The organism is Dorea sp. AGR2135 (genome assembly GCF_000420885.1).
GTDB classification, from domain to species: domain Bacteria; phylum Bacillota; class Clostridia; order Lachnospirales; family Lachnospiraceae; genus Dorea; species Dorea formicigenerans.
Map to the genome: position 1 here is coordinate 88,142 of NZ_ATVU01000005.1, position 23,609 is coordinate 111,750.

General features: G+C 43.1%; 19 protein-coding genes. 3 read left to right on the forward strand and 16 right to left on the reverse strand.

All coding sequences use genetic code 11. The features are described from left to right. Nucleotides 1-153 precede the first annotated feature (153 nt). The 12 genes from metG to moaC all read right to left on the reverse strand — a co-directional run bounded on the left by metG (nucleotide 154) and on the right by moaC (nucleotide 13,230). Nucleotides 154-2,100 carry a methionine--tRNA ligase gene (gene metG, locus G593_RS0105145; RefSeq protein WP_005338168.1) on the reverse strand — a complete coding sequence of 649 codons (1,947 nt, stop codon included), beginning with the start codon at nucleotides 2,098-2,100 and terminating at the stop codon, nucleotides 154-156. 628 nt (nucleotides 2,101-2,728) lie between these two features. Further along, nucleotides 2,729-3,349: a hypothetical protein gene (locus G593_RS0105150; RefSeq protein ID WP_005338170.1), complete on the reverse strand. Its 621-nt coding sequence runs from the start codon at nucleotides 3,347-3,349 to the stop codon at nucleotides 2,729-2,731. Between the two features lie 94 nt (nucleotides 3,350-3,443). Then, the gene (locus G593_RS0105155) at nucleotides 3,444-4,505 is read right to left on the reverse strand and encodes a sulfate/molybdate ABC transporter ATP-binding protein (RefSeq protein WP_029730990.1); all 1,062 of its coding nucleotides are present in this window, start codon (nucleotides 4,503-4,505) and stop codon (nucleotides 3,444-3,446) included. Between the two features lie 131 nt (nucleotides 4,506-4,636). Continuing rightward, entirely contained in the window at nucleotides 4,637-5,341 is a 705-nt protein-coding gene (gene modB / locus G593_RS0105160; protein WP_022279449.1) for a molybdate ABC transporter permease subunit, read from the reverse strand. A gap of 115 nt (nucleotides 5,342-5,456) precedes the next feature. Further along, nucleotides 5,457-6,347: a molybdate ABC transporter substrate-binding protein gene (gene modA, locus G593_RS0105165; protein ID WP_005338176.1), complete on the reverse strand. Its 891-nt coding sequence runs from the start codon at nucleotides 6,345-6,347 to the stop codon at nucleotides 5,457-5,459. A 173-nt stretch (nucleotides 6,348-6,520) separates the two neighbouring features. After that, on the reverse strand, nucleotides 6,521-7,456 hold the full coding sequence (locus G593_RS0105170; RefSeq protein WP_029730991.1) for an MOSC domain-containing protein: 936 nt from the start codon (nucleotides 7,454-7,456) through the stop codon (nucleotides 6,521-6,523). A 4-nt stretch (nucleotides 7,457-7,460) separates the two neighbouring features. After that, nucleotides 7,461-8,468: a GTP 3',8-cyclase MoaA gene (gene moaA, locus G593_RS0105175; RefSeq protein WP_029730992.1), complete on the reverse strand. Its 1,008-nt coding sequence runs from the start codon at nucleotides 8,466-8,468 to the stop codon at nucleotides 7,461-7,463. Between the two features lie 6 nt (nucleotides 8,469-8,474). Beyond that, nucleotides 8,475-9,497 carry an XdhC family protein gene (locus G593_RS0105180; protein ID WP_029730993.1) on the reverse strand — a complete coding sequence of 341 codons (1,023 nt, stop codon included), beginning with the start codon at nucleotides 9,495-9,497 and terminating at the stop codon, nucleotides 8,475-8,477. 10 nt (nucleotides 9,498-9,507) lie between these two features. Next, nucleotides 9,508-10,530 (reverse strand): molybdopterin-binding protein, encoded by a 1,023-nt coding sequence (locus tag G593_RS0105185; protein WP_029730994.1) that lies wholly within the window; start codon nucleotides 10,528-10,530, stop codon nucleotides 9,508-9,510. A 270-nt stretch (nucleotides 10,531-10,800) separates the two neighbouring features. Next, nucleotides 10,801-11,601, reverse strand: coding sequence for a selenium-dependent molybdenum cofactor biosynthesis protein YqeB (gene yqeB / locus G593_RS0105190; protein ID WP_029730995.1), 801 nt, complete (start codon nucleotides 11,599-11,601; stop codon nucleotides 10,801-10,803). Between the two features lie 65 nt (nucleotides 11,602-11,666). Continuing rightward, nucleotides 11,667-12,635, reverse strand: coding sequence for a LysR family transcriptional regulator (locus G593_RS0105195; protein ID WP_242827038.1), 969 nt, complete (start codon nucleotides 12,633-12,635; stop codon nucleotides 11,667-11,669). Nucleotides 12,636-12,720: 85 nt separating this feature from the next. Further along, on the reverse strand, nucleotides 12,721-13,230 hold the full coding sequence (gene moaC / locus G593_RS0105200) for a cyclic pyranopterin monophosphate synthase MoaC (protein WP_029730997.1): 510 nt from the start codon (nucleotides 13,228-13,230) through the stop codon (nucleotides 12,721-12,723). A gap of 172 nt (nucleotides 13,231-13,402) precedes the next feature. On the opposite strand from moaC, the gene G593_RS0105205 reads away from it, so the two are divergent. Continuing rightward, nucleotides 13,403-15,205 carry a DUF885 domain-containing protein gene (locus G593_RS0105205; protein ID WP_029730998.1) on the forward strand — a complete coding sequence of 601 codons (1,803 nt, stop codon included), beginning with the start codon at nucleotides 13,403-13,405 and terminating at the stop codon, nucleotides 15,203-15,205. Between the two features lie 49 nt (nucleotides 15,206-15,254). Here the strand turns inward: G593_RS0105205 and G593_RS0105210 are convergent, their stop codons facing one another. From G593_RS0105210 to G593_RS0105225, 4 genes are all read right to left on the reverse strand, one after another. Further along, nucleotides 15,255-18,617 carry an SbcC/MukB-like Walker B domain-containing protein gene (locus G593_RS0105210; protein ID WP_029730999.1) on the reverse strand — a complete coding sequence of 1,121 codons (3,363 nt, stop codon included), beginning with the start codon at nucleotides 18,615-18,617 and terminating at the stop codon, nucleotides 15,255-15,257. Continuing rightward, nucleotides 18,574-19,218, reverse strand: a complete 645-nt coding sequence (locus G593_RS0105215) for a DUF4194 domain-containing protein (RefSeq protein WP_029731000.1) — start codon at nucleotides 19,216-19,218, stop codon at nucleotides 18,574-18,576. Before G593_RS0105215 ends, G593_RS0105210 begins: the two co-directional genes overlap by 44 nt. Nucleotides 19,219-19,294: 76 nt before the next feature. Continuing rightward, complete coding sequence (locus tag G593_RS0105220; RefSeq protein WP_029731001.1) at nucleotides 19,295-20,758, reverse strand: Wadjet anti-phage system protein JetA family protein; 1,464 nt, start codon at nucleotides 20,756-20,758, stop codon at nucleotides 19,295-19,297. Nucleotides 20,759-20,874: 116 nt separating this feature from the next. Continuing rightward, nucleotides 20,875-21,402, reverse strand: coding sequence for a spore maturation protein (locus tag G593_RS0105225; RefSeq protein WP_029731002.1), 528 nt, complete (start codon nucleotides 21,400-21,402; stop codon nucleotides 20,875-20,877). A 96-nt stretch (nucleotides 21,403-21,498) separates the two neighbouring features. Between G593_RS0105225 and G593_RS0105230 the strand changes: the two genes are divergently transcribed. Together G593_RS0105230 and G593_RS0105235 are read left to right on the forward strand one after the other, a co-directional pair. Next, a complete protein-coding gene (locus G593_RS0105230; protein WP_044994104.1) occupies nucleotides 21,499-22,905 on the forward strand; it encodes an MATE family efflux transporter in 1,407 nt (468 codons plus the stop codon). Nucleotides 22,906-22,967: 62 nt separating this feature from the next. Then, entirely contained in the window at nucleotides 22,968-23,588 is a 621-nt protein-coding gene (locus G593_RS0105235; RefSeq protein ID WP_029731004.1) for a nucleoside recognition domain-containing protein, read from the forward strand. Nucleotides 23,589-23,609 lie beyond the last annotated feature (21 nt).

The following is a 23,609-nucleotide window of genomic DNA, read 5'->3' on the forward strand; positions in this document are numbered from 1 at the left end:
CTCCTTTGGGGACGGGGTTTTTTCAAAAAAACCCCGTCCCCAATTAAATTGTGTAATTATTTAAACTGCCTTTTTCCGCTTCTTACAGCGATTGTTAACCTGTCCCTTTTTGAATTGTGCTTCATCGTACACAAAATTTTTAAGTTCTGTATATTAGCAAATCTCTGCTCCTGCCGGCATTGCTTTTTCCGGTGTCATCAGGGCCAGATTTCCTTCTGCATCTTCTGCGCACAGAAGCATTCCTTCTGAAAGTACTCCTGCAAGTTTTGCCGGCTTCAGGTTCACAAGTACCATAACTTTCTTGCCGACCATTTCTTCTGGTGTATAGTGTTTGCGGATTCCGGATACAATCTGTTTTACCTGGCTTCCGATTTTTACCTGTGAGCACAGTAATTTCTTAGATTTCGGGACTGCCTCGCATGAGATGATCTCACCTACCTGGAACTGCATTTTTCCGAAGTCGTCAAATGTAATTTCTGGTTTTGCATCAATATCGATTACTGTCTCTTCTTCCCCATCTGCCTGATTCTCTTTCTCTTCTGCTGTCATCTGTGGGTGAAGTTCTTCTACTTTCTTCATTACTTCTTCTACGTCTAATCTTGCGAAAAGAATTTCCGGCTTTTCTGTCACTTTTCCGTCACCAAGTTGTGCAAGAATCTTCTCAGATGTTTCTGGCATGAAGGACTCCAGAAGTCTTGCGCCTGTTTTGATGCTCTCAATCAGATTATAGAGCACTGTCTCCAGACGGTCTTTCTTAGCCTCTTCTTTTGCAAGTGCCCACGGCATTGTCTCGTCGATATATTTGTTGCAGCGTTTGAAGAGTACGAAAATCTCTGTGATCGCATCTGCCACACGCAGCTCGTCCATCTTAGCTTCCACTCTTTTTGGCGTATCCTCTGTGATTGCTTTCAGATCCGCATCAACTGCTTTGTCTTCTTCTGTCTCAGCAACACCTTTATTCGTCACCGTTCCGCCAAAGTATTTATTTGTCATAGAAATGGTTCTGTTGACCAGATTTCCAAGTGTATTTGCCAGATCGGAATTCATACGCTCTACCATAAGCTCCCAGGAAATAACTCCGTCATTCTCAAATGGCATCTCATGAAGTACGAAGTAACGTACTGCGTCAACTCCGAAGAAATCTACCAATTCATCAGCATACAATACATTTCCCTTGGATTTACTCATCTTACCATCGCCCTGCAGAAGCCATGGATGTCCAAATACTTGTTTTGGAAGTGGAAGATCCAGTGCCATCAGGAAGATTGGCCAGTAAATGGTGTGGAAACGGATAATATCCTTTCCGATCAAATGTAAATCTGCAGGCCAGTTTTTCTTGAACTGCTCTGTGCTGTTTCCATCACAATCGTATCCGATTCCTGTGATGTAGTTTGTCAAGGCATCCAGCCATACATACACAACATGCTTTGGATCAAAGTCAACCGGAATTCCCCATGTGAAGGATGTTCTGGACACGCACAGATCCTGAAGACCTGGAAGAAGGAAATTGTTCATCATCTCATTTTTACGAGATACAGGCTGAATAAATTCCGGATGCGTGTTGATATAGTCGATCAGACGGTCAGCGTATTTGCTCATTTTGAAGAAATATGCTTCTTCCTTCGCTGGTTTACATTCGCGTCCACAATCCGGACATTTTCCGTCTACTAACTGAGACTCTGTCCAAAAGGACTCACAAGGAGTACAGTACATTCCCTCGTATGAACTCTTATAAATATCTCCCTGATCGTACAGTCTTTTGAAAATTTTCTTGACCTGTGCTTCATGATCCTCATCAGTCGTACGGATAAATTTGTCATAGGAAGTATTCATTAAATCCCAGATCTTCTTAATCTCTCCCGCTGCATTGTCAACGAACTGTTTTGGTGTAATACCGGCCTCGTCCGCTTTCAGTTCAATTTTCTGACCATGCTCGTCAGTTCCTGTCTGGAAAAATACATCGTATCCCTGACTTCTTTTGTATCTTGCAATTGCATCTGCAAGAACGATCTCATAAGTATTACCAATATGCGGTTTGCCTGATGCATAAGCAATCGCTGTAGTAATATAATACTTTCCTTTGTTGCATTTCTCACACATATTCTTCTCTCCTTCTATAATCTTAATTTTTCATTATTTAATGATAATTTTTGTCACATCCTGCCGGTGGCTTTTTGTATAGGTAGGAAATGCAATTTCCTACCTATACAAAAAAACCGCCTTCTCATACTGAGAAGGCGGGATATTCCGCGTTACCACTTCTTTTCGCTCTATCCTCACGGATCAGAACCTCATCGAGTGCCATCTACACTCTTTCGCTGTAATGGGCGAATCCCATTAAGTGCTAAATTCCTGACCTGTCTGCCACTCTTCACACTCACTGCTCCAAAGCCATCTTCCGCTTGTTCCAATCCGCCCTTCTCAGCTTAACCGGGGCTTCTCTGTAGAATCTTTCCAACCGTACTCTCTTTTTCCACGCATTTTCTGTTTCATTTTCAATATTCAGCAATTTCCATAAATCATTCTGGCTATCTTATGAATATTTACATCTCTTTTATATAGATATAAAAGAATTTCAACGTAAAAATCGTAGCACAGTAAGGACTGGCATGTCAAGCCTTTTATATAGCTTTCCTATGGCCAGCTATTAATACCCTGCCATTAATACCCTGCCATTAATACCCTGCCATTAATACCCCCGGCTATTAAATACTTTGTTTTGTCTAATTTATTCGCCTGGGAACATAGTTGCTTCCAGTGTCTCCATCTCCGATTCTTCGATTCCGTATGCCCCATCCTTGTCCGCTGTTACATGAACTTCCAATGTCGTCTCATCACCGTAAGAGTTTGCTTCCATCGCACGGTTCAGGCTCTCAACTAAAATATCCATAAGCACATCTGTCTGTGTCGGATCTTTTCCCTGATCTGCATACTCTGTTGCAATATCATTTACATAATTGGAAGAATTACGGAATACATCTGATGGCTTGATCACTACAGTTACTACATAGCTGTCATCATCCTGTTTCTTGGCATCTTTTACTGTGAAATCTGCCAGATCATAGGCCTTATCAGCTACCTCTATGTATTTATCCATCATCTCATCACTAACGTCCATTCCTGAAAATGCGCTCTCGATCTGAGTTCTCATACCTTCTGTCACTTCTTTTTTCGCATCACTCTCAGAAATTCCACGGTATTCAGCATATTTATCATACTGCGCATGATAATTTGCATCTAATACCGATTTTGTGTATCCTGCTGCATCAAAATCTTTGCCACATGCAGTCAGCCCCATACACATCAGTACCGCCATCCCCAAAGCCAATACTCTTTTCATTCTCTTCATACCTTTTTCCTCCTCATTTTGAGTTTTTTTCAAATCTATTCTATGTTCAGTCTAACATACCCCTATAAAACCCGCAACTACTTAAACCTCTCTTTTATCCTCTCAGGAACATCATGCCCTCTTCCGTAAGTTCCAGATAATCCGGCATTCCTTTCTCTCCGATTTTTTCCAGCTTTTCTCTCTGAAGAAACCAGCAGATTGTCTGTTTATTCTGATTTTCTTCCCCCTCCGGGTAAAGGTAATAATTTCTTTCGAAAGGAAGTGCTGCCTCACTTTCAACAGTTATCTTCAGACAGTTCTCCTTTCGCTTTCCCCACACCGGCACAAAATCATGAGCCCGATACCCAAACCAGGTTGCCTGTTCATCAATCTCCTGATTTGTATGTAATGTAATTCCCCAGTCAAGGATCTCTGCCGTATGTACATCTACACGTTTTATTCTGGAAAAGTTCTTACAGCCGGTCAGTTTTGCAGCCTCTTTATATACAGGCTTCGCAAATATTTCTTTCGTTTCTCCATAAATGACCGGTTTCCCCTGATCCATGATCAACAGTTCCTCGCTGAAACGATAAATTTCGTCTCTGCTGTGCGATACCATAATAACAGTTCCGTCATAATCCTTCAGCATCTCGATCAGTTCCTGCTGAAGCCGGTCTTTTAAAAATACGTCCAATGCGGAAAATGGTTCATCCAACAGAATGACATCCGGCTCATACGCCATGATCCTCGCCAGTGCAACTCTTTGCTGCTGCCCACCGGAAAGCTGTCCCGGCAACCGGTCAGCAAGTCCTGTCAGCTCAAATTTTTCAATCATTTCCTGTACTTTTTTTTGCTTTTCTTCCTTGCTGCCTTTCAGACCTGCCGCAATATTTTTTGCAACTGTCATAGTTGGAAACAACGCATAATTCTGAAAGAGGTAGCCGACATTTCTTTTCTGTGGTTTTAAATCCACTTTATTGGCCGAATCAAGCAGCACCTTATCATCAATCTGTATCATTCCAAAATCCGGTGTCTCAATCCCCGCGATACTCTTAAGCGTCATGCTTTTTCCACAACCAGATGCTCCCAGAATCCCGATTCGTTTCGATTCTGTCTGAAAATGTATATCAAGACTGAATTCTCCCAGTTTTCTCTTAATATCTACTTTAATTCCCATTTTTTATCCTTCCCGCATCTTTCCACAATTTCCCGTACAATCCCATGCATTCTCCATCCACAATTTCTTTTTGTCGTATGCCTGGCGACTCAAACAACATACAGAGGATGCAGTATGTTATTTAACCGGATCTACCAGCGTTTGATATTCTTCATCTTTGTGCCGGATATAAAATTCATGGAAAAAATTACAAGAAATGCGATGAGCATAACGATCGCTACCCATACTCCCGCTGTTGCATAATCTCCATCCTGAATGACCATAGCAATTTTCTGAGAAATCGTTCCCGTCTTTCCGGGAATATTTCCAGCCAGCATAGATGTTGCTCCGTACTCTCCAAGGGCTCTTGCAAATGTAAGAATGGTTCCGGATGCAATTCCAGGTCCTGCACTTGGAATCACAACTTTCCAGAAAATCCGGATGTCAGACATACCAAGTGTGCGCCCTGCATAAATCAAATTGACATCTAACTGTTCAAAAGCAGCTCTTGCATTACGATACATTAGCGGAAATGCGATAACGGTTGCTGCAATAATACAACCAAGCCATGACTGCACGACCTTAATATCAAATGTCTCATACAAAAAAATTCCAAATGGTCTTCTTTTACTAAAGATCAAAAGCAGGAAGAAACCTGCGACAGTCGGTGGCAGTACCATCGGCAGTGTCAGTATTCCATCAATGACCGCCTTCTTGCCCGGTGTTGTCTTTACCACTTTTCTCGCCGCATAAATTCCTAAAAAGAATGATATAAAAGTCGCCACGATTCCTGTTTTTAATGATATAAAAAGCGGGCTCCAGTCCAGATTTTTAATAATCGATTCCATTGCATCCATCTATATTCCTCCTTCGACTTCAAGAATGTCCCTGACCTGTTTTGAGACAGGAAAGGGACTTTTTTTGCTTTTTTAATTTCCAGTCAACTTTTTGCTGGCTTAGGAAAGATATTTCTTACTCTACATCTGTATCGAAATAGTATTTCTGGAAAATTGTTTTTGCTTTATCAGATGTTACAAAATCGATGAAATCTTTTGCTTCTGAGACTTCTGCATCACTTGCTTCGTCATTTTTAACCTGAGCAATCGGGTAGATTACATTTCCTGTAAGATCATAGCTTACTGTCTGAAGGATATTAAGCTCATCCTCATATCCATATGTATCAGAATAGTATGTTGTACCAACTTCACAAGATCCCTCTACAACTGCTGCCAATACTTTACTTACGTTATCCTGCTCGCTGATTTCAACTCCGCCAAGTGCCTCAGATACTGTCTCTGTAGGAATTGTGGATACATCGTCAACTTTATCAAGGATTCCAAGGTTTACAAGTGCCTGTCTTGTATATTTTCCAACCGGTACGCTTCCACCTGCAAGAGCGATGCTGGAAGCCTCTTTTAAGGTCTCAAGTCCGGTAACCTTTGTTCCACTGTCTTTACGTGTTACAACTACGACCTGGTTGTTTACAACGTTCTTACGTGTGCCGTCAACTACAAGTCCGTCTGTCTTCTCCAGCTGATCCATCTGTTTCTGAGCTGCTGAAAAGAATACATCACACGCATATCCTTCCTCGATCTGTGTAAGCAGTGTTCCTGAACTATCTGCATTAAATGTAATCTTCACATTTGGATGATCTTTCTGATACTCTGTTGCGACTTCATCCATAACTTTGCTCAAGCTGGCGGCAATAAATACCTGAAGCTCTACATCCTCTGCATCATCAGCCTTCGCCTCTGTTTTTGTCTCCTCTTTTTTGTCATCTTTGCTGTCGGATTTACTTCCGCATGCTGCGAGTCCTAATACCATAGACATTGCAAGTAATGTTGCTAATACTCTTTTTTTCATCTCGTTTCTCCCTTCTTTTGGATTAGCATAATGACTGTTTTTAAAAATCGATTTGTTTTACAAAAACAATCGGTGTTATAAATAATATAGCGGTCGTTTATGCGTGTTTACACATTTTCATGTCTGCTCTCACATGCAACCGCTATTATTATCCTCACTGATATCATGAATTATCAGCTATTTCCACATTCACCATCTGTGCCACGCAAAATTCCAAGTCCATGTCCCAGATGTGGCAATACATACTCCAGACTCTCTTTTACAGCCTTCGGGCTTCCCGGAAGATTGACGATCAACGTCTTTTTTCGAATTCCGGATACAGCCCGGCTTAACATTGCTCTTCCGGTAATAGAAAGTGAATACTGACGGATCGCATCTGCAATTCCCATCGCCATGCGGTCACAGACTGCCTGTGTTGCCTCTGGTGTCACATCTCTTTCTGCAAATCCGGTCCCACCTGTCGTAAAGATCACATTGACCTGTCTCTGGTCTGCCAGTCTCATAAGCTGATGCTTCAAAGGCTGCTCTCCGTCCGGAAGCAGTAATGTCTCTATCACGTCATATCCTTCCTTCATAAGCATCTCCTGAATCAATGGACCACTCTTATCCTCCCGCTCTCCTGCAGCACCTTTATCACTCAAAGTAATAACCGCCGCCGTAAACGGACGATCTTTTTCTAATGGAAGCATTGTGATCTCATCACCAGCCTTAATCTCGCCGCCTTTCAGAACCCTTGTGAACACACCTTCTCTTGGCATGATACAATCACCCATAGCCTTGTAGATTGCACAGTGGCTATGGCATTCTTTTCCAATCTGCGTCAATTCCAAAATTGCTTCTCCAATCTGAAATTTCGTTCCTACCGGGACTTTACTCAGATCAAACCCTTCCACAACAAGATTCTCTCCGAATGCTCCAAAGTCTACGTCCGCACCTTTCTCTCGAAATGCTTCAATCTTTTCAAATGAAAGCATACTCACCTGACGGTGCCATTTCCCCACATGGGCATCTCCTTCAATTCCCCATTCTTCCACCAGTCTTGCAGACTCGATCGGTTTTTTCTGGGTTCCTTTTTTCTCACTAATACAAATTGCTAATATCTTTCCCACAGCTCTATCCCCCAATTTGACTCATTTTCTTATCTTCTGTAATTTCACTTAAATTTTCAAAACGGTGGCTTTTCGGCTTTAACTGAATTGCCTCCGTGATTGCCTGATACAAACATTCCAATGTTTCTTGATCTGCCATTGTTGTTCCGCATCTCTGCGGCTTTTCATGCCTGTCAAAAATATCCTTCAGCTCCACGCCTTTTCCATAGCACAGACAAGGTTTTAAACACCCTTGCGCCGTCATGCGTATCCGGTTACAATACTGACAGAATTTTCCATGAAGTGCACTGATAAATCCTACACTTCCCTGTCCTCCCGGAAGCTTCACATAAACTGCCGGTCCATTTCCATGAATCTGTCGATCTTCCTGAATATCAGGATATTGTTTCTTTAACTCTTCCAAAATGTCTTCATTGTAAATCGTCTCAAACTTTTTTCCAAGCCCAATCGGCATCATCTCAATAAAACGTACATCCAGCTTTTTCTCCAGCGTCAATCTTGCAAGTGCCAGAAATTCATCCTCATTCATGCCTTTTTGAAGTACACTGTTGATTTTCACCGGGATTCCGGCATCTACTGCCTGATCCACACTTTCCAGCACCCTGAAAAGTTCGTCCCGTCCGGTAATTACCTGATAACGTTCCCGGTTCAGTGTATCCAGACTAATATTCACCGCATCCAGCCCATTTTTCAATAGTTCTGGCAAATATTTTGACAGCAGGACACCATTCGTAGTCATTGTTACCTGCTCTACTCCCGGAATCTTCTTAATCTTTCCAATCAATTCCGGACACCCCAGTCTTACCAGCGGTTCTCCTCCTGTAATTTTGAATTTACGGATTCCGGCCTTTGCAGCCGCCTGACAGACCATCTCAATTTCTTCGTAAGAAAGAATGTTCTTCATCGGAACTAATTCTACTCCTTCCGGCATACAATACCGACACCGGAGATTACACCGATCCGTAATGGAAATTCTCATATAATCTATTATTCTTCCATACTGATCCTTCATAAATCTTTAAACTTCCTCCAACAATACCTTTACTTTACCACCACACACCATGCCTTCTTCCTCGGCATCTTCACCAGTCATATCCACATGCACGATTTGTGGCGCTTTTGCGCATCCTCGCAGTATTAATAACGCTTTGCTGACAATCGCGGCTTCAATACAGCCGCCCCCAATAGTGTCTACACATCGTCCGTCTTCCATTATCAACATCTTCGTTCCAATACTTCTTGGCGCACTTCCTTTTCGTTCGACTATCGTCGCCAATATCTTTTTCTGATCCTCACATTTCACGATTGCATCCCGGATTTCATTCGAATAACCGGCTCCTCGTTTATCCTGATTCTTGACCTGTATAATTTCTGCCATAATGGATATTGCGATTTCTTCCGGTGTCTCCGCCTTTATATCCAGGCCGATTGGAGAATGTAACTGACTGATCACCTGTGGATCGGCTCCATTTTCAAGAACACTATGTTTTACCTGTGCCACTCTTCTGTGGCTTCCCATCATTCCAATGTACGCATGTGGTTTTCTTACAATACTTTCCAGACAGATCCGATCATACACATGTCCGCGGGTAACGATTACAAAAAACGTATCTGAATCACCGGGAATCTGTTCCAGTCCCGCTTCAAATGTATCACAAATAACTTTGTCTGCTCCTGCTCTTCTGGCGTTATCTGCAAATTTCGGTCTGTCTTCCAGTACTGTTACATAACATCCAATCTGTCTGCCAAGCTGAATAATCGGCATGGAAACATGTCCCCCACCACAGATCACGATTTTCTTCTGTCCACCTATAACTTCACCAAATATTTTTTCGCCATCAACAAGCGCTATACCATTTACTTCTAACTGCTCTATCTGCTGGTCATGCTGTTCTAAAAATCCCCCTGCAACAGATGCCCATACCAGCTTTCCATTCGATACAAGCGCTTTTTCCCCAAGCACCTCTCCTGTCAGTCCTGTCAAAACGATATTTTTACTCTCTGGCTGCAGTTGTTTTAATTTTTGTAAGAATTCCCACATCTGCACTCACCTACTTTCCAAATCCGCAATTCGGGAAAGTACAGACCGGACAATTCAAGCATAAGCCGCCTTCTCCCAGTGTATCAATATCTGCTTTTTTCAGAATCTCTCCAGCCACGATCCGTGGCAGAACCAAATCAAAAATAGTCCGTTTCGCATACATAACGCATCCCGGAAGACCAATGACGGGTCTTTTTTTCTCTCCATAGTAGGACAGCAAGAACATGGCTCCCGGAAGTACAGGTGCTCCGTAAGTCACGATCTCAGCACCTGTATTCTTAATCGCAAGCGGAGTACGATCATCTGGATCCACACTCATTCCGCCTGTACAAAGCACCATATCCACCCCTTCATCCAAAAATTTCTGAATAGCCGCTGTAATATGTTCATGGTTATCATCACTTACTACATGCCCGACGACCTCTGCTCCATATTCTTTCAATTTTTCGATAATAACCGGTGTAAATGTATCTTTGATTCTTCCGTAAAATACTTCGTTTCCAGTATTTACAATTGCAGCTTTCATCTTTTTAAATGGAATCAGCTCAAAAATCGGTTCTTCACCAGCTGCTTTTTTTGCACGCTCCATTTTTTCTTTTTCAATAACAAGAGGAATAATCCTTGTCCCGGCAATCTTATCGCCCTTTTTTACCGGAAAGTTTCCATGACGACAGGCAATCATCATTTCACCAAGCGCATTTACTGCATTCAATCGCTCTGTATCAACCTTTAAAAGACCGTCACACTCCGCGATCAGTTCAATTTTTCCTTCTTTGATTTCCGATGGGATCATGTGCTCATTTGCACACATATCATACAAGATCTTAGCCGCATCATTTTCATGAAGCATATTCTCATTATTCTCCCAAATGTAAATGTGATCTTTTCCCACACTTAAAAGTACCGGTATGTCTTCCTCTGTAATAATATGGCCTTTTCGAAATACGGCATCCTTCGTAACGCCTTTGATAATTTGTGTGATGTCATGGCACAATACCTGCCCCACTGCATCTTCCGTTCGCATTAATTTCATTTTATCCATTCCCTTCGAATATTTTTTCAAAACTATTCGCAGTTTAAAAAAATATTTTTATAACATTTCTCAGTTATTTTAATATCAATTTTTTTGATATTAAAATAGGGATTTTTCACCTTTTATCTAAGGTAAACAAATCCCCGTTGATCGCAATCAAATTTATATAATAATATTATAGCAAAACAGACTTTTTTGTCAACCAATTCGTCACATTCTTCAGTCATTCAAAATTCACAAATTCTTTTATCCTGTCCCTCGCATCATTTCTTATAGGATATGTTTTTCTCCATTGAAATGCTCCATGATTGCTTCCAGCACCCCGCCACCGATTGCTCTGGCTTTATCCGAAATTGTATAGCAATATTCTTCCTTACATCTGGCATCAATATCTCCACACTTCATGCCAATTGTAACATTTACCCCTGGCTGCAGCATTCCCCGGACAATACCACTCATCAACGCTCGGACAGATTTTCCACCGCTATAAGCAACAATCTGATCTTTTTCCACATGATCACCGATTTTAACCACAGGCTCATAAAGTCCGTCTGCCGATGCACGGATGATCCTTTCAATAGAATATCCTCCTATTTCTGCCGGGATTCCTGTATTCGGAATTGCACAGCCTTCATGGATCACTTTACCAAGATTATGTCCTCTCATAGTCTCCACTACTACGTGGCAGTCTTTTCCAGCGGTAAATCCAGGTCCGACCCCAATTACAAATTCAGCAGCGTCTATCGTTGTTCCCAGATTTTTTTTTGCCAGTATTGCATCTACAACTACATCTGCCTTATACTCTTTCAGATACTTAAGTCCTGGATCCACAAGAAGCGGTATATACCCCTTTTTTATTCTATCATCTATCTGTTCCGGTCCGTCAGTCAGTTTCGCAGTAACATGTTCTACTTCTGCATTTCCTTCATACACTGCTCTAGAAAATGCAATTGTCCGTCGTACAGTCAATGGAACTTTCGTCTCTGTCATAATAATTTCAAATCCGCATTTATATAGGCGATATGCAATTCCTGTAGCCAGATCTCCTGCTCCTCTTATTAAAATTCTCATGCGCCAGTCTTCTTTCCCTTTTTGTGATTATCTGCTCGTCCCCTGTAGAAGTGCTTTCGACTTAATTAAAATAATTCACCGTCTTGAAAAACATCTTTATAAATGTCCTGAGCTGCCGCTTCAACACGTTCCCTGTAAAGTTCATATTTTTCAAGAAGCATATGCCCACGCTCAGTTATATAGGCTTCGCCACCATTCTTTCCACCGCTCATGCGCTCCACGATCTTCCAGCCAGTCTCTTCCTCCGCTGTATGGATGAGCTTCCAGCCTTTACTGTAAGACATACCGGTCTTTGCGCAGGCCTCCCGCACAGAACCCAGACGATCGATCTGAGTCAGAAGTGTTACAACACCCGGTCCAAAAAAAGAACGATTCACTGCAAGGCTTACTTTCACATGACCTCGTATCTGCTTCTCTGCAAATATCTGCCGTCTTTCTTCATATTCCTGTGCCGATGTCACCTTCACAAGAATCCCTTCATTCTCAACCTCTATATGCGCGATCCGATAACCGAACTGCTTCCAGAAAGCCGCCACACCGGTACTTCTGACGGTTCCTTCTGCCATCTCTGCGCTCTCTTCAATCTGTTGTTCCAGTTTTTTGCAGATATTTCTTGCGCATGCCTGACTGATACAAATCAAGTCGCCAAACATACCTCCATATACTGCACCAAGCAATTCTGCCTGACGCTTCTGCATCATTACCAATATATCCGGTTGAAAAAAAGGAAAACGAATATCTCCGACAAAAATACGTTCGCATGTATCCGATAGATAAGAAAGTCCCTTCAGAACTGCTAAATCAAAGGAATCTGACTCTATATCCAAAAATGTAACCCCGCGACGATGCAATGTCTGCTCTATCTTATCTGCCATTCCATCCCGTGTGACCAGAGCAATGTCTGCCACACCCGCACGTTGATAGCTTACAATCATCTGTTCGAAAATGGTCGGTCTCTTCATCTCAAGAAACTTTTCCATCTCCTCATCTGGTATCCCGACTCCGGCCACCAATATTACTGCGCCTATCTTCATCTGTCCCACCATTTCTAATATGTAATAAAATTATTATAGCAATAACCTCTTATTTGTCAACGAATTTAGCTCTCCCCTAACTTCCCTAGTTCTGGCACGGTCTTGCTTTCTGACCGTCAATCTTTTCGTTTCTGATCTCACCACTTTTTCCGCCACTTTTATGACAAAGATAAATCTCTCCGATTTCCATAGATTTATCGATGGCTTTACACATATCGTATACAGTAAGAAGTGCCACACTGACACCTGTGAGGGCTTCCATCTCCACGCCTGTCTTCCCGGTCACTTTTACTGTACAATAACAGTCAATTGCACATTCCTCTGGTTTCATCTCGAAATTCACACGGCATTTTGTGATTGGAAGAATATGGCACATCGGAATCAGTTCGGAAGTTCTCTTTGCACCCATAATTCCGGCAGTTGTTGCCACTCCGAGCACGTCCCCCTTTCCGACTGTTCCGGCTTCAATCGCATCGTAGACTTCCCTGCTCACCAGGATGCGTCCTTTTGCCGTAGCCTCCCGGACTGTGTCATTTTTCTCCGTAACATCGACCATGATTGCTTTTCCATTTTCATCAAAATGTGTTAGCTGCATTTTCTAACTCCTTTCAAATGTGATTTTCTGTAAATTCACTACACATTTTACAAAAATCACTTTTTTTCAAGAATGCCTCGGCATTTTTTCTATGTCATGTATTCCATGATAACACATTTTCTCCGAACTCTGTTCATAAATATTATAGAAAGGCACTGAAAGGATTCTTTGTATGTCTCTTTATAAAAAACGGCACTTTCTATTGGTTGGTTTTATGTCCGGCCTGCTGATTTTTGCGCTGCTTCTAAGTGCGATTGTTGGTGGAACTTCAGCTTTGGATATGAATTCCCGCTTCGACCGATACGTGGAGGAACTATTTAGGCAGGAGGTGTCTGCGAATACGATCACGCTTCATTACACAGTAAAAGATCCGGAATCTTATGGAATTCAAAATCCACCTGTCTCTTGTGGATACGCCGGAACAGACTCGGCGCTTATATGTGCTTCTGCGGAAAATGCTCTTGCAAGCCTTCATCAGTTCAAACGGAACAAGCTGTCTGATTATAATAAGCTGACTTACGACATTCTTGAACACTCTTATACCTCTTCTTTGGAAATGGGGCCGTATCTTTTATATGAAGAACCTCTCACACCACTTACCGGTACTCAGGCACAGCTTCCTATTCTTCTGTCAGAATATCGTTTTTATAATACTGACGATATTGACACTTACCTGAAACTTCTGACTACCATTCCCGATTATTTCCAATCTATTCTCACATTTGAGAAAGCAAAAAGCAACGCCGGACTTTTCATGGCTTCCTACGTCGCCGACGACATTATCACGGAATGTCAGACATTTGCCACCATGGAAAATAACTATCTTTATGCCACATTTGATTCTAAAATTGACGCTTTGAATTTGCCTGCTGTAACTTCTGAAGATTATAAGAAACAAAATCGTGACGCCGTTTTAAATTACGTTCTTCCGGCGTTCACTTTTCTTAGTGACGGACTCCAAAATCTTCGTGATACCGGAAACAACAAACGGGGACTCTGTTATCTTCCTGATGGAAAAAAATATTATGAACTCTCAGTAAAAGAACAGACCGGTTCTGCCAGAACCATTCCACAGCTTCAGAAACTTGCACAAAGACAAATTCAAAGTGACCTGCTAACGATGCAGAAATTATTAAACAATTCCAGTTTCCATAAGAACTCTGAAGCTCATTCCGGCTCTGTACAAGGTACCACGCCGGGAGCAGCTTCTGATTTATTCAAAGGTCACGGTACCGAATTTTCTTCCGATGATCCGGTCAACATTTTAAATACGCTGCAAGATAAAATATCCGGCTCATTCCCAGAACCTCCAAAAGTTTCTTTCGAAATAAAATATGTTCAGGAAGCTATGGAAGAATATTTAAGTCCTGCTTTTTACATGATTCCGCCAATTGATAACAGTGGCGAAAACGTCATCTATATTAATCCCGGACACATTTCTGATGACCTGACTCTCTTTACAACTCTGGCACACGAAGGTTATCCGGGGCATTTATATCAAACGGTCTACTACTCCGCCACCAAACACCCTCCGATTCGAGATCTTCTGTCATTTGGCGGATATACCGAAGGTTGGGCTACATATTGTGAAATGCTGAGTTATTACTATTCCCCGCTTTCTCATGATACGGCAACACTTCTCCAACATAATGCCTCCATCATTCTCGGACTTTACGCCCTCGCCGATATGGGCATCCACTATGACGGCTGGACTCTTGCTGAAACAGTTGCCTTTTTCCGAACCTATGGAATCACGAATGAAAAGACAATCGAGGACATTTTTGATCTGATTGTCGCAGATCCCGGCAATTATCTCAAATATTACATCGGATACGTGGAATTTCTGGAATTAAAAAAACTGGCAATAAAAACCTGGGGAGATGATTTTACCCAGAATCAGTTCCACCAATGCATCCTCGATACCGGACCGGCGCCATTTGAAATTCTACAGAAGCAAATTAAAAATGCGTATTAGCGGAAGAGTTTCAGGGGAAAGTTTCAAGGGAAGATTTGACTCATGCGAGTCAAATCTTCCCCTCAATCATATCCAGATATTCTCCTTTATCGATATGCATCATACTTACCTGATTCTGATATCTTCTAAATCCGTACACACTGTCTACATTTCGGATCAAGGACTGCAGCCGCTCGTCCGGTACGCACACAATCAACTGTAATTCCAGTTCTCTTGCGTAGTGCAGGCAGACTTCGCTTCGTTCTTTGTCCATTTTGGAAAATGCTTCATCCAAAAGTACCAGTCTTATCTTGGAATCGCGGTTTGTCTGCTGCATATAAAGCATTGCAAATCCAGCCAGAAGTGCTACATATTTCGGATTCTGTCCTTCTCCTCCGGAATCACGCCCTGCCATGTCATCGACCGCATTTTTTTTCACATTTCCATCTTCATCTTCCACTCGTTCGTACATACTGAAGGTCAGATAATTCCGGTAATCCACGTACTGCTCCATCTGCTGACGGTGCTGGCTTAAGGACTTGGCATCTTCGTCTTTCGGAGGCATGAATTTCTCCGTCAAGCGCAAGATCTGTTGCTCGTATTTCTGATAAAATGTGTCTTCGCCAAGCGTGATCTGTCCGTCGAAACCATCATCGTCTAGCACTTTGCTGTCCAATTCCGGTGCCATCAGCATCTCATAGAACTGTCCATTTTCATTTTCTGCCGGAAGAATATCAATCTGGTAAATACTGTCAGAGAATTTAATCTTTGCCAGCATACGATTGATTTCTTTCCTGTGACGGTATGCCGCTTTGATTTCACCGTGGATCGTCGCGATTACATTTTCACGAAGCGTATGGTAGATCAGATCATACTGTTTCTGAAATTCATCTTTATACTTCGGCTCAAAGTCCTGTCTGCATTGATTCAAAATCCTGTCATAAGAAACATTTTCGTGTTCTACGCCCGTCAGGCCATAGGATGGATATGCCTGATTGAACTGATTTCTCGCACGGGTCAGAAGATCACGTACTTCCTCTTCCTGCTTCATCAGCTCTTCAGATTCTTTACTTTTCTTACGTCGGTATGTCTGCTCAGATTGTATCTTTAATGCTTCCTGGACTTCAGTCTGCAGTTCTTCATTCAGTACAAATCCCTGCATCAGGAAATCCATACGATTCTGGAAATTCACAATATCCTGCTCTGCCTGTCCCTGTGTCTTGGCATAGCCCAGTATTTCTTTCTGAAGCTGTTCAGATATCTTCTCAATTTCCCGGATTTTTACTTCTAATTCTGTCTTCTGCTGATTGAGTTCCGCAGTTCTGCTTCCTTCGCGAAGCTCTCTCAGTTCCTTCTCCAACTGATCCTGTTTCTCGTAAAATGCCTGCAGTTCTTCTCCTGCCCCGGCCAGATGCAGAATCTGATCTGTGCTTTGGTTCAGCCGCTCAAATCCCTGGGCTGCTTTCAGGCTTTGCTGCATCTGCTGATCTTGCAATACTTCTTCACTCAGCTTCAGAACCTCATCTTCCATTTCACGAAGCTTTGCCTTAGAAACCTTCGTTCCAATGCAGGCATATTTTTCGTAATCATTTTTCTTCAGATGACGGAAAATGTAATTATTATAGGAATAGCAGTCGGCTGTCACACCATTTCCGGAGGCACGGAGTTCTTCCTCTGTCTCGCATTTGGCAATTCTTCCGAGATAACGGCGCAGGCACTGGTCCACGTATGGTTCTTCTGCATGAACAGCCTCATAGATCGAATTGTCATGAACTTTTGGCTCGGACTTCACAATTGCGGCCGTATCTAACAGATCTACTTCATCAATCCCACCAAGATATTGAAGCTTACGAAATACTTTCGCTGCATCAAGGGCGTACTCCGGTGCGGTCACAAGACTGTGTTTCACACGCCCCATACGACCTTCAATCGCATTTTTCCACTTCTCATCTGTAATATCAAAAAGGTCTGCGAAAATGTTGACGTGAATGGTTCTTCCATATTGTGTGCTCAGACGGTTCTGTAACTCCTGCCTTGCCTGTTTCAACTCTTTTCGGTACGGTTTGCGGTCGTTTTTCAGATCCTCCACCATTTCCTTTTTCTCTTTCAAATCCTTGCGGTTCTGACTGATTCTTGTACCGATTTCATCAACTTCTTCATTAATGCTCTCCAGCGCGTCACTTAGTTGTTTCTTTAGCTTCTCAATTGCTTCCTTTGAAACATTTCCCGACTTAATCTCATCAATCCTCTGAAGTGCCGGATTGCTCACATAGGCACTGATCTCTTCATCTTCCTCCCAGCGGACAAGTCCTTTTACAACCTCTCGCCACTGCTCACTGTTGCGGGCCAGAAGCTTGATGGTTTCCTTAAGACTCTTCAGCTCCTTCTCCTTCTGACCATAATCACTGGATTTTAGTTCCGCTTCTACCTCAACAAGTGCGTTCGTAAGCTGTGTCTTTTTCTCATTATTCTCATTCTGCTGTTTTTCTCTGGTACGAATCTTCTCATTGATATCCATAAGATCCTGACTTCTTGCCTCAATCTTCGTCTTGAAGCTTTCAATATCAATATATTTTAACACCTGTTCCACATGGATCTTATCCGCACGCGTCGTCTGAAGTGCCAGATTCTGCCGGCTGATCTCATCCAGAAGATGGATCCGATTCTCCAGGTCTTCCACACGCTCTTTGATCTCACGGTACGCACCAAGCTGGTCACTGATGGTCGAAACCGTGTCCTCCTTACTCTTCGGGAACATATAATCACGGATAAACTGACCCGTTCCATTTGTCATGCGAAGGGCAATCGCACTCTTTTCCATGGTCATCATGCGCCCCGGCTCCACATATCCAAAGATCACATCATAAACCGTTTTCAGATATGCCTCTTTTGACGGATAAAGACGATTCACATCACCTCGTCCACGATTGTCCGAAGAATCCACCCGCTTTTCCACAAGCTTTCTGAGTGCTGCAATTGTATATGGCACACCTTTCTCCGTCAGATACTCGTCCTCCGGAATTTTCCCGGAGTGGCTGAAAAATGTATACTTCCGGATATCGGTATCATTTTTTCCAACTTCGAATGCAACACCGATACAAGTGCTCACCTTCGTTCCGGTGTCAAATATCTCCAGTACGATCTGAGAGCAGAAGTCCTGTCCATCACGATTGTAAGAGCCGTCTTTCTGCGCACCTCGCAGGTAACTGAGCACACTTCGGCGGTTCTTCGCATCGTCCGCCGCCTTATTTAAAAATGTAGCGGAAATACTTCCGTACAGAACGACTTGAATGGCATCCATAACTGTTGATTTTCCAGAGCCACTCTTACCACTGAACAGATTCACATACTCATGGAACTCCATGACCTTGTGGCTGACACCGCCCCAATTATTCATCAGCATTCTTGTAAATATCTTCTTCGCCTGCTTCAACTTCTGCACCGCCTTCCTCATCAACATATTCTTTTATCAATGCCTGAATATCTACACCACTGCAATACAGATTAATTGTGCTGTAAATGTAAATCTTTGTCTGATCTTCTACGTTCTGGATCGCGCCCGGCACCTCGATGATCTGATGCTTGCTCATAACATACAGCGCATCTTTCCACTCTGCCATAGTCAGCTTCTCATTGATCAGATTCGTGTCCTTTCCATACTCACGGATCTCCGCCAGATTCGTCACAGTCGCATTCAGACCTTCCCCGAGAATCTTATCCCGATAGATTATTTTAATAAGAAGAATGATCTTCGTAGCCGTCACATTCAAACGTTCCACAGCCACGCCTTCTCCGGTCAGCCTGAAAATGTGTTCCTGCGGGTCGTGTACCAGTTCGCACCCAAGTACGGACAGATAGTCTTCTATAAATTTCCGGTGTCTCACACAGATTTCATAGTGAAGGTTATCCCTCGGCGTCAGCGTGACCGGATCATATTTTACTTGTAAAATGCATGTCTGCCGAAACAGCGCGGAAATGGTTTTCTTCAGATTCTCCGCCTCCGTCACAGACAATTCTTCCATATAATTTACCATATATTTTTCCTTATCCTTGTCTTTCTTATTATGATGTTGGGGCACAAGCCTCCATCTATGATATTTCACCTGATGATTACTGAGATTTTTTAATCATAAGCTTAGAGAATCTCAGACCATTCTCGTTCTCAAGCTCTTCTCCAACCTCAATCTCTTCCGTTCCTTCCGCAACTTCCGTAGCATCCTGCCAAACAAGAAACAGCTTTTCCAGATCTTCCATGGATTTTACTGTGTCTTTCGTCACAATAAAGTTTCCATCCTGCTCGTTTTGTTTCCGGAACTCTCGGATTTCCTTCTGCGTGTAAAGCGGCTTCAGAACATACTCATTCATTTCTTCCGAATCTGCCTGTTCTGTTACCTCTGTCACCGCCTGCGGTACAAATGCTTCTTTTTTCCGGTCCCGTCTCTGATACAGACTCTTTTCATTCATCACACGGTATGGTTCGGTCAGCTTCATTTTCTGCGACAGCTTGTCCAAAATTTCATCACGTTTTTCACTCTGAGTCAAAAGATTTACAAAGGCAATTGTCTGATCTTCCTCGACCGCGCCTTCCATCAAAATGTACCGGATTCTCGCAGCAGCCCGGCTTGCAAATACAGTCTTCTGCTCAATCAGCATATTGTATCTTCGCTCAATGGCATCAAACTCTCTGGAAATGCGGTACAACATTTCATTCGCTTCGTCACAGAGCTTCACTGCCCGCTCCAGACGGTAACGCTGAATGCTCAGCTTATTCTGCACATTTCGTTCTTCAGACTTCTCCTGCTCCTCTCGCGCCAGCTGAACTTGAATATCCATGAGCTTTTCCACAAAACCTTCGCGCCTTGTCTCATTTTCCCCAAGATTCTTCTCTATCAGCTCTTTGACCGCTTCCTTGTAACGATAAAAGCTGTCGGTTGTCGTCAAAATCGCATATTTTTGGCTGTCACTATTGTTGATTTCCTTTACAAGAACTTCCTGGATTCCTAAAAAACTTCGCTGGCTCGATAATTCATCAAAATATCCGCGCATCCCTTCCTGCATATTTGCCAGCATCTGAAGCAGGGATCTTGACGTATGCAGTGCACTTTTCAGAATGTCATTATTCTTCTCCCGATCCGAACTATATGTATAAAGGTGACTGTACACTGCCAGCACACTCTCGCGCTCCTTGCTGTCCTCATCACTATAAAGATTACGGAACAACTCCACATACAACTGACTATACTCCGGGAAAGATACTACATAGCTGTTTAGTGTTTCGTCATAGTCACGTCTAAGCCATCCCCAGTCTTCAAAATGCCGTAAACTTATCATTGCCATGTTCGACCGCGTCAAAAGCTCCCCTTCCTCATCAAAGCGCTCCTCACTCCAGTCTAACGTCATACGGGCAAGCTGCTCATTCATAATCGCCTGACACTCGCCCTCAGTCAACCCCAAAAGCGAATACGACTGGCTGCTCTCCTCGTAAACCGCCACAAGAAACTGCATATAGAATTCCATATATTTACTTCCGAATACCTTGTAAAAATCCTTCGGAATCCGACTGATCAGATTCATTCGTTCCTCCTTCACCCACAAACACACGGGATTTGCTCCTATCAGTATACCGAATTTTGCCCCTAAGAGCAACCTTTTGGGGACGTAGTTATTCTGCGTTTTCTACCGTAACTTTTCTATTTTACTACGCCCCCTAGTACTACGCTGGCCGCCAATCCGGCGAGTGTTGCCAGTAATGCCCCTGGCAGTGTGTATCTTGTTTTTGTTACTTTTGCGGTCATGAAGTAAACGCTCATGGTGTAAAATATTGTCTCTGTGCAGGACATGCTGATGGATGCCACTAGTCCCAGATAGGAATCTGTCCCGTACTCTTTGTAGACATCAAGGAGTAAACCTGTCGCTGCAGACGAGGAGAACATCTTTACTATTGTGAGTGGAACTAATTCGCCCGGGAATCCGATATATTGTGTAACTTTTCCAATCATTTGTGCCAGAAATTCCAGAAATCCGGATGCTCTTAGTACTCCGACTGCTACCATAAGCCCTACCATAGTCGGCATAATTTTGATAACAGTCAAAAATCCGTCCTTCGCTCCTTTTACAAATGTGTCATAAACTGGAATTTTCATTGTGATTCCGTAACAGATAATCCCGAATATCATGAGTGGTACAATAAAATCCGACAGGTAAAGAAATAGTTTCAATTCTTGAATTCTCCTTTTGCTTGCCCTATACTATCTGTTGTATATTATGCCAGTGTAAAGAAATCCATACCGGCATCAGAAAGGAAGTTTCCGAAATTGAATCTTTTACATAAAAATAATACAAATGCTTTACCAAAAGCAAACTCTACGGACACTCATGACTTTGGTGAGGGCAGCATCTCTGGAAATATTCTGCGTCTTGCAATTCCTATGACGCTTGCCCAGCTCATTAATGTCCTTTACAACATTATTGACCGCATTTACATCGGTCATCTCCCAGACGTGTCCACCCAGGCGTTGACCGGAATCGGTCTGACTCTGCCGGTCATTACAATCATCACCGCTTTTGCCAATCTGTTCGGTATGGGCGGCGCACCGCTTTTTTCTATGGCAAGAGGTGCCGGTGAACCTGCGCGCGCCCGGAAAATTCTCGGCAACTCCTTTTCCATGCTCCTGATTTCCGGCGGTATTCTCATGGTTTTGTGCTACCTGTCCAAGCGCCCATTGCTTTACCTGTTCGGCGCCAGTGATATTACTTATCCTTATGCAAATGCATACATCAGCCTCTACCTTATCGGCACACTTTTTGTCATGATCAGTCTTGGCATGAACAATTTTATCAACGCCCAGGGATTTGGAATGACCGGAATGCTCACCGTCTCCATCGGTGCTGTCCTGAACCTGATCCTGGACCCGCTTTTTATCTTCGTTCTCCATATGGGAGTCCGCGGAGCCGCTCTTGCGACCATCATTTCGCAAGGAATCTCTGCAATCTGGGTATTACATTTTCTAACCGGAAAGAAAGCAATCCTTACACTCTCACTTGCTTATATGAAACTGGACTTCCGATTAGTAAAGGAAATCTGTGCTCTTGGACTTGCCGGATTTATTATGGCGATTACAAATGGATCGGTACAGATTGTCTGTAACGCAACTCTTTCCAGATACGGTGGTGACCTGTACGTTGGAATCATGACCGTTATTAACTCCGTCCGGGAAATCATTACTATGCCGGTCACCGGTCTTACAAGTGGTGCGCAACCTGTCATGAGCTTTAACTACGGTGCCGGGAAACATGCGCGTGTAAAATCAGCAATCAAATTTACAACGATTGTCTGTATCTTATTTTCCTGTTTTATGTGGGCATTACTGCTCGCCTTCCCACGCTTCTTCATTCACATGTTCAACAGAGAATCGGAATTGTTAGCCGAAGGCGTACCTGCGATGCATTTATATTTCTTTGGAATCTTTATGATGTCGCTGCAGTTTGCCGGACAGTCCACATTTACTGCACTGGGAAAAGCAAAACAAGCCGTATTCTTCTCCCTGCTGCGAAAGGCAATCATCGTTATTCCACTGACACTGTGGCTTCCGACTGTAGGCGGACTTGGAACAAATGGAGTCTTTCTTGCCGAGCCGGTTTCCAACTTCATCGGCGGAACCGCCTGCTTTGTCACGATGATTTTTACCGTATGGAGAAAACTGGATGATTCTCTAAAATAATATGACATACTTATTACACAAACCTCATAGTTTTTATAAAGCGAAAACTATGAGGTTTTCTTATGCTCAATTATCTCTGGGCCGGTATGATGATGCTTGGGATTATCTACGCCGCATTTACCGGACGCATGCCCGACATCACCAATGCCGCACTGGATTCTTCCAAGGAAGCAATCACGCTATGCATTACTATGATCGGTATCATGTCCTTCTGGGTAGGGCTTATGGAAATTGCAACAAAAGCCGGCATCATCGAACAGCTTTCTCGAAAGTTGAAGCCACTGATTCATTTCCTGTTTCCAAATCTTCCGGACAATCACCCTGCTGCCACCCACATCACCACGAATATCATTGCTAACATTCTGGGACTTGGCTGGGCTGCGACACCTGCCGGACTGAACGCAATGGAAGAACTGAAAAATCTGGAAGACGACCGCCGCAAATACCACCTCCCGGGAAAAGTACGCGCTCCCGGAACCGCCAGCAATGAAATGTGCACATTTCTTATCATTAATATATCATCCCTGCAGCTCATTCCTGTAAATGTCATTGCCTACCGCAGTCAGTACGGCAGTATCAACCCTGCTGCCATCGTCGGCCCCGGCATACTGGCAACCGCTGTAAGCACATTAGTGGCCATAATATATTGCAAATGTAAAGAAAAACCAGATGCTGGGCAGTAACACAGCATCTGGTCTTGTAAA

Bases quoted from the DNA above. Each gene is read 5' to 3' on its own strand.
- metG (WP_005338168.1), bottom strand. From the start codon at position 2,100: ATGTGTGAGAAATGCAACAAAGGAAAGTATTATATTACTACAGCGATT.
- G593_RS0105150 (WP_005338170.1), bottom strand. From the start codon at position 3,349: ATGAAGAGAATGAAAAGAGTATTGGCTTTGGGGATGGCGGTACTGATG.
- G593_RS0105155 (WP_029730990.1), bottom strand. From the start codon at position 4,505: ATGGGAATTAAAGTAGATATTAAGAGAAAACTGGGAGAATTCAGTCTT.
- modB (WP_022279449.1), bottom strand. From the start codon at position 5,341: ATGGATGCAATGGAATCGATTATTAAAAATCTGGACTGGAGCCCGCTT.
- modA (WP_005338176.1), bottom strand. From the start codon at position 6,347: ATGAAAAAAAGAGTATTAGCAACATTACTTGCAATGTCTATGGTATTA.
- moaA (WP_029730992.1), bottom strand. From the start codon at position 8,468: ATGAAGGATCAGTATGGAAGAATAATAGATTATATGAGAATTTCCATT.
- G593_RS0105180 (WP_029730993.1), bottom strand. From the start codon at position 9,497: ATGTGGGAATTCTTACAAAAATTAAAACAACTGCAGCCAGAGAGTAAA.
- G593_RS0105185 (WP_029730994.1), bottom strand. From the start codon at position 10,530: ATGAAATTAATGCGAACGGAAGATGCAGTGGGGCAGGTATTGTGCCAT.
- yqeB (WP_029730995.1), bottom strand. From the start codon at position 11,601: ATGAGAATTTTAATAAGAGGAGCAGGAGATCTGGCTACAGGAATTGCA.
- G593_RS0105195 (WP_242827038.1), bottom strand. From the start codon at position 12,635: ATGAAGATAGGCGCAGTAATATTGGTGGCCGGAGTCGGGATACCAGAT.
- moaC (WP_029730997.1), bottom strand. From the start codon at position 13,230: ATGCAGCTAACACATTTTGATGAAAATGGAAAAGCAATCATGGTCGAT.
- G593_RS0105205 (WP_029730998.1), top strand. From the start codon at position 13,403: ATGTCTCTTTATAAAAAACGGCACTTTCTATTGGTTGGTTTTATGTCC.
- G593_RS0105215 (WP_029731000.1), bottom strand. From the start codon at position 19,218: ATGGTAAATTATATGGAAGAATTGTCTGTGACGGAGGCGGAGAATCTG.
- G593_RS0105220 (WP_029731001.1), bottom strand. From the start codon at position 20,758: ATGAATCTGATCAGTCGGATTCCGAAGGATTTTTACAAGGTATTCGGA.
- G593_RS0105235 (WP_029731004.1), top strand. From the start codon at position 22,968: ATGCTCAATTATCTCTGGGCCGGTATGATGATGCTTGGGATTATCTAC.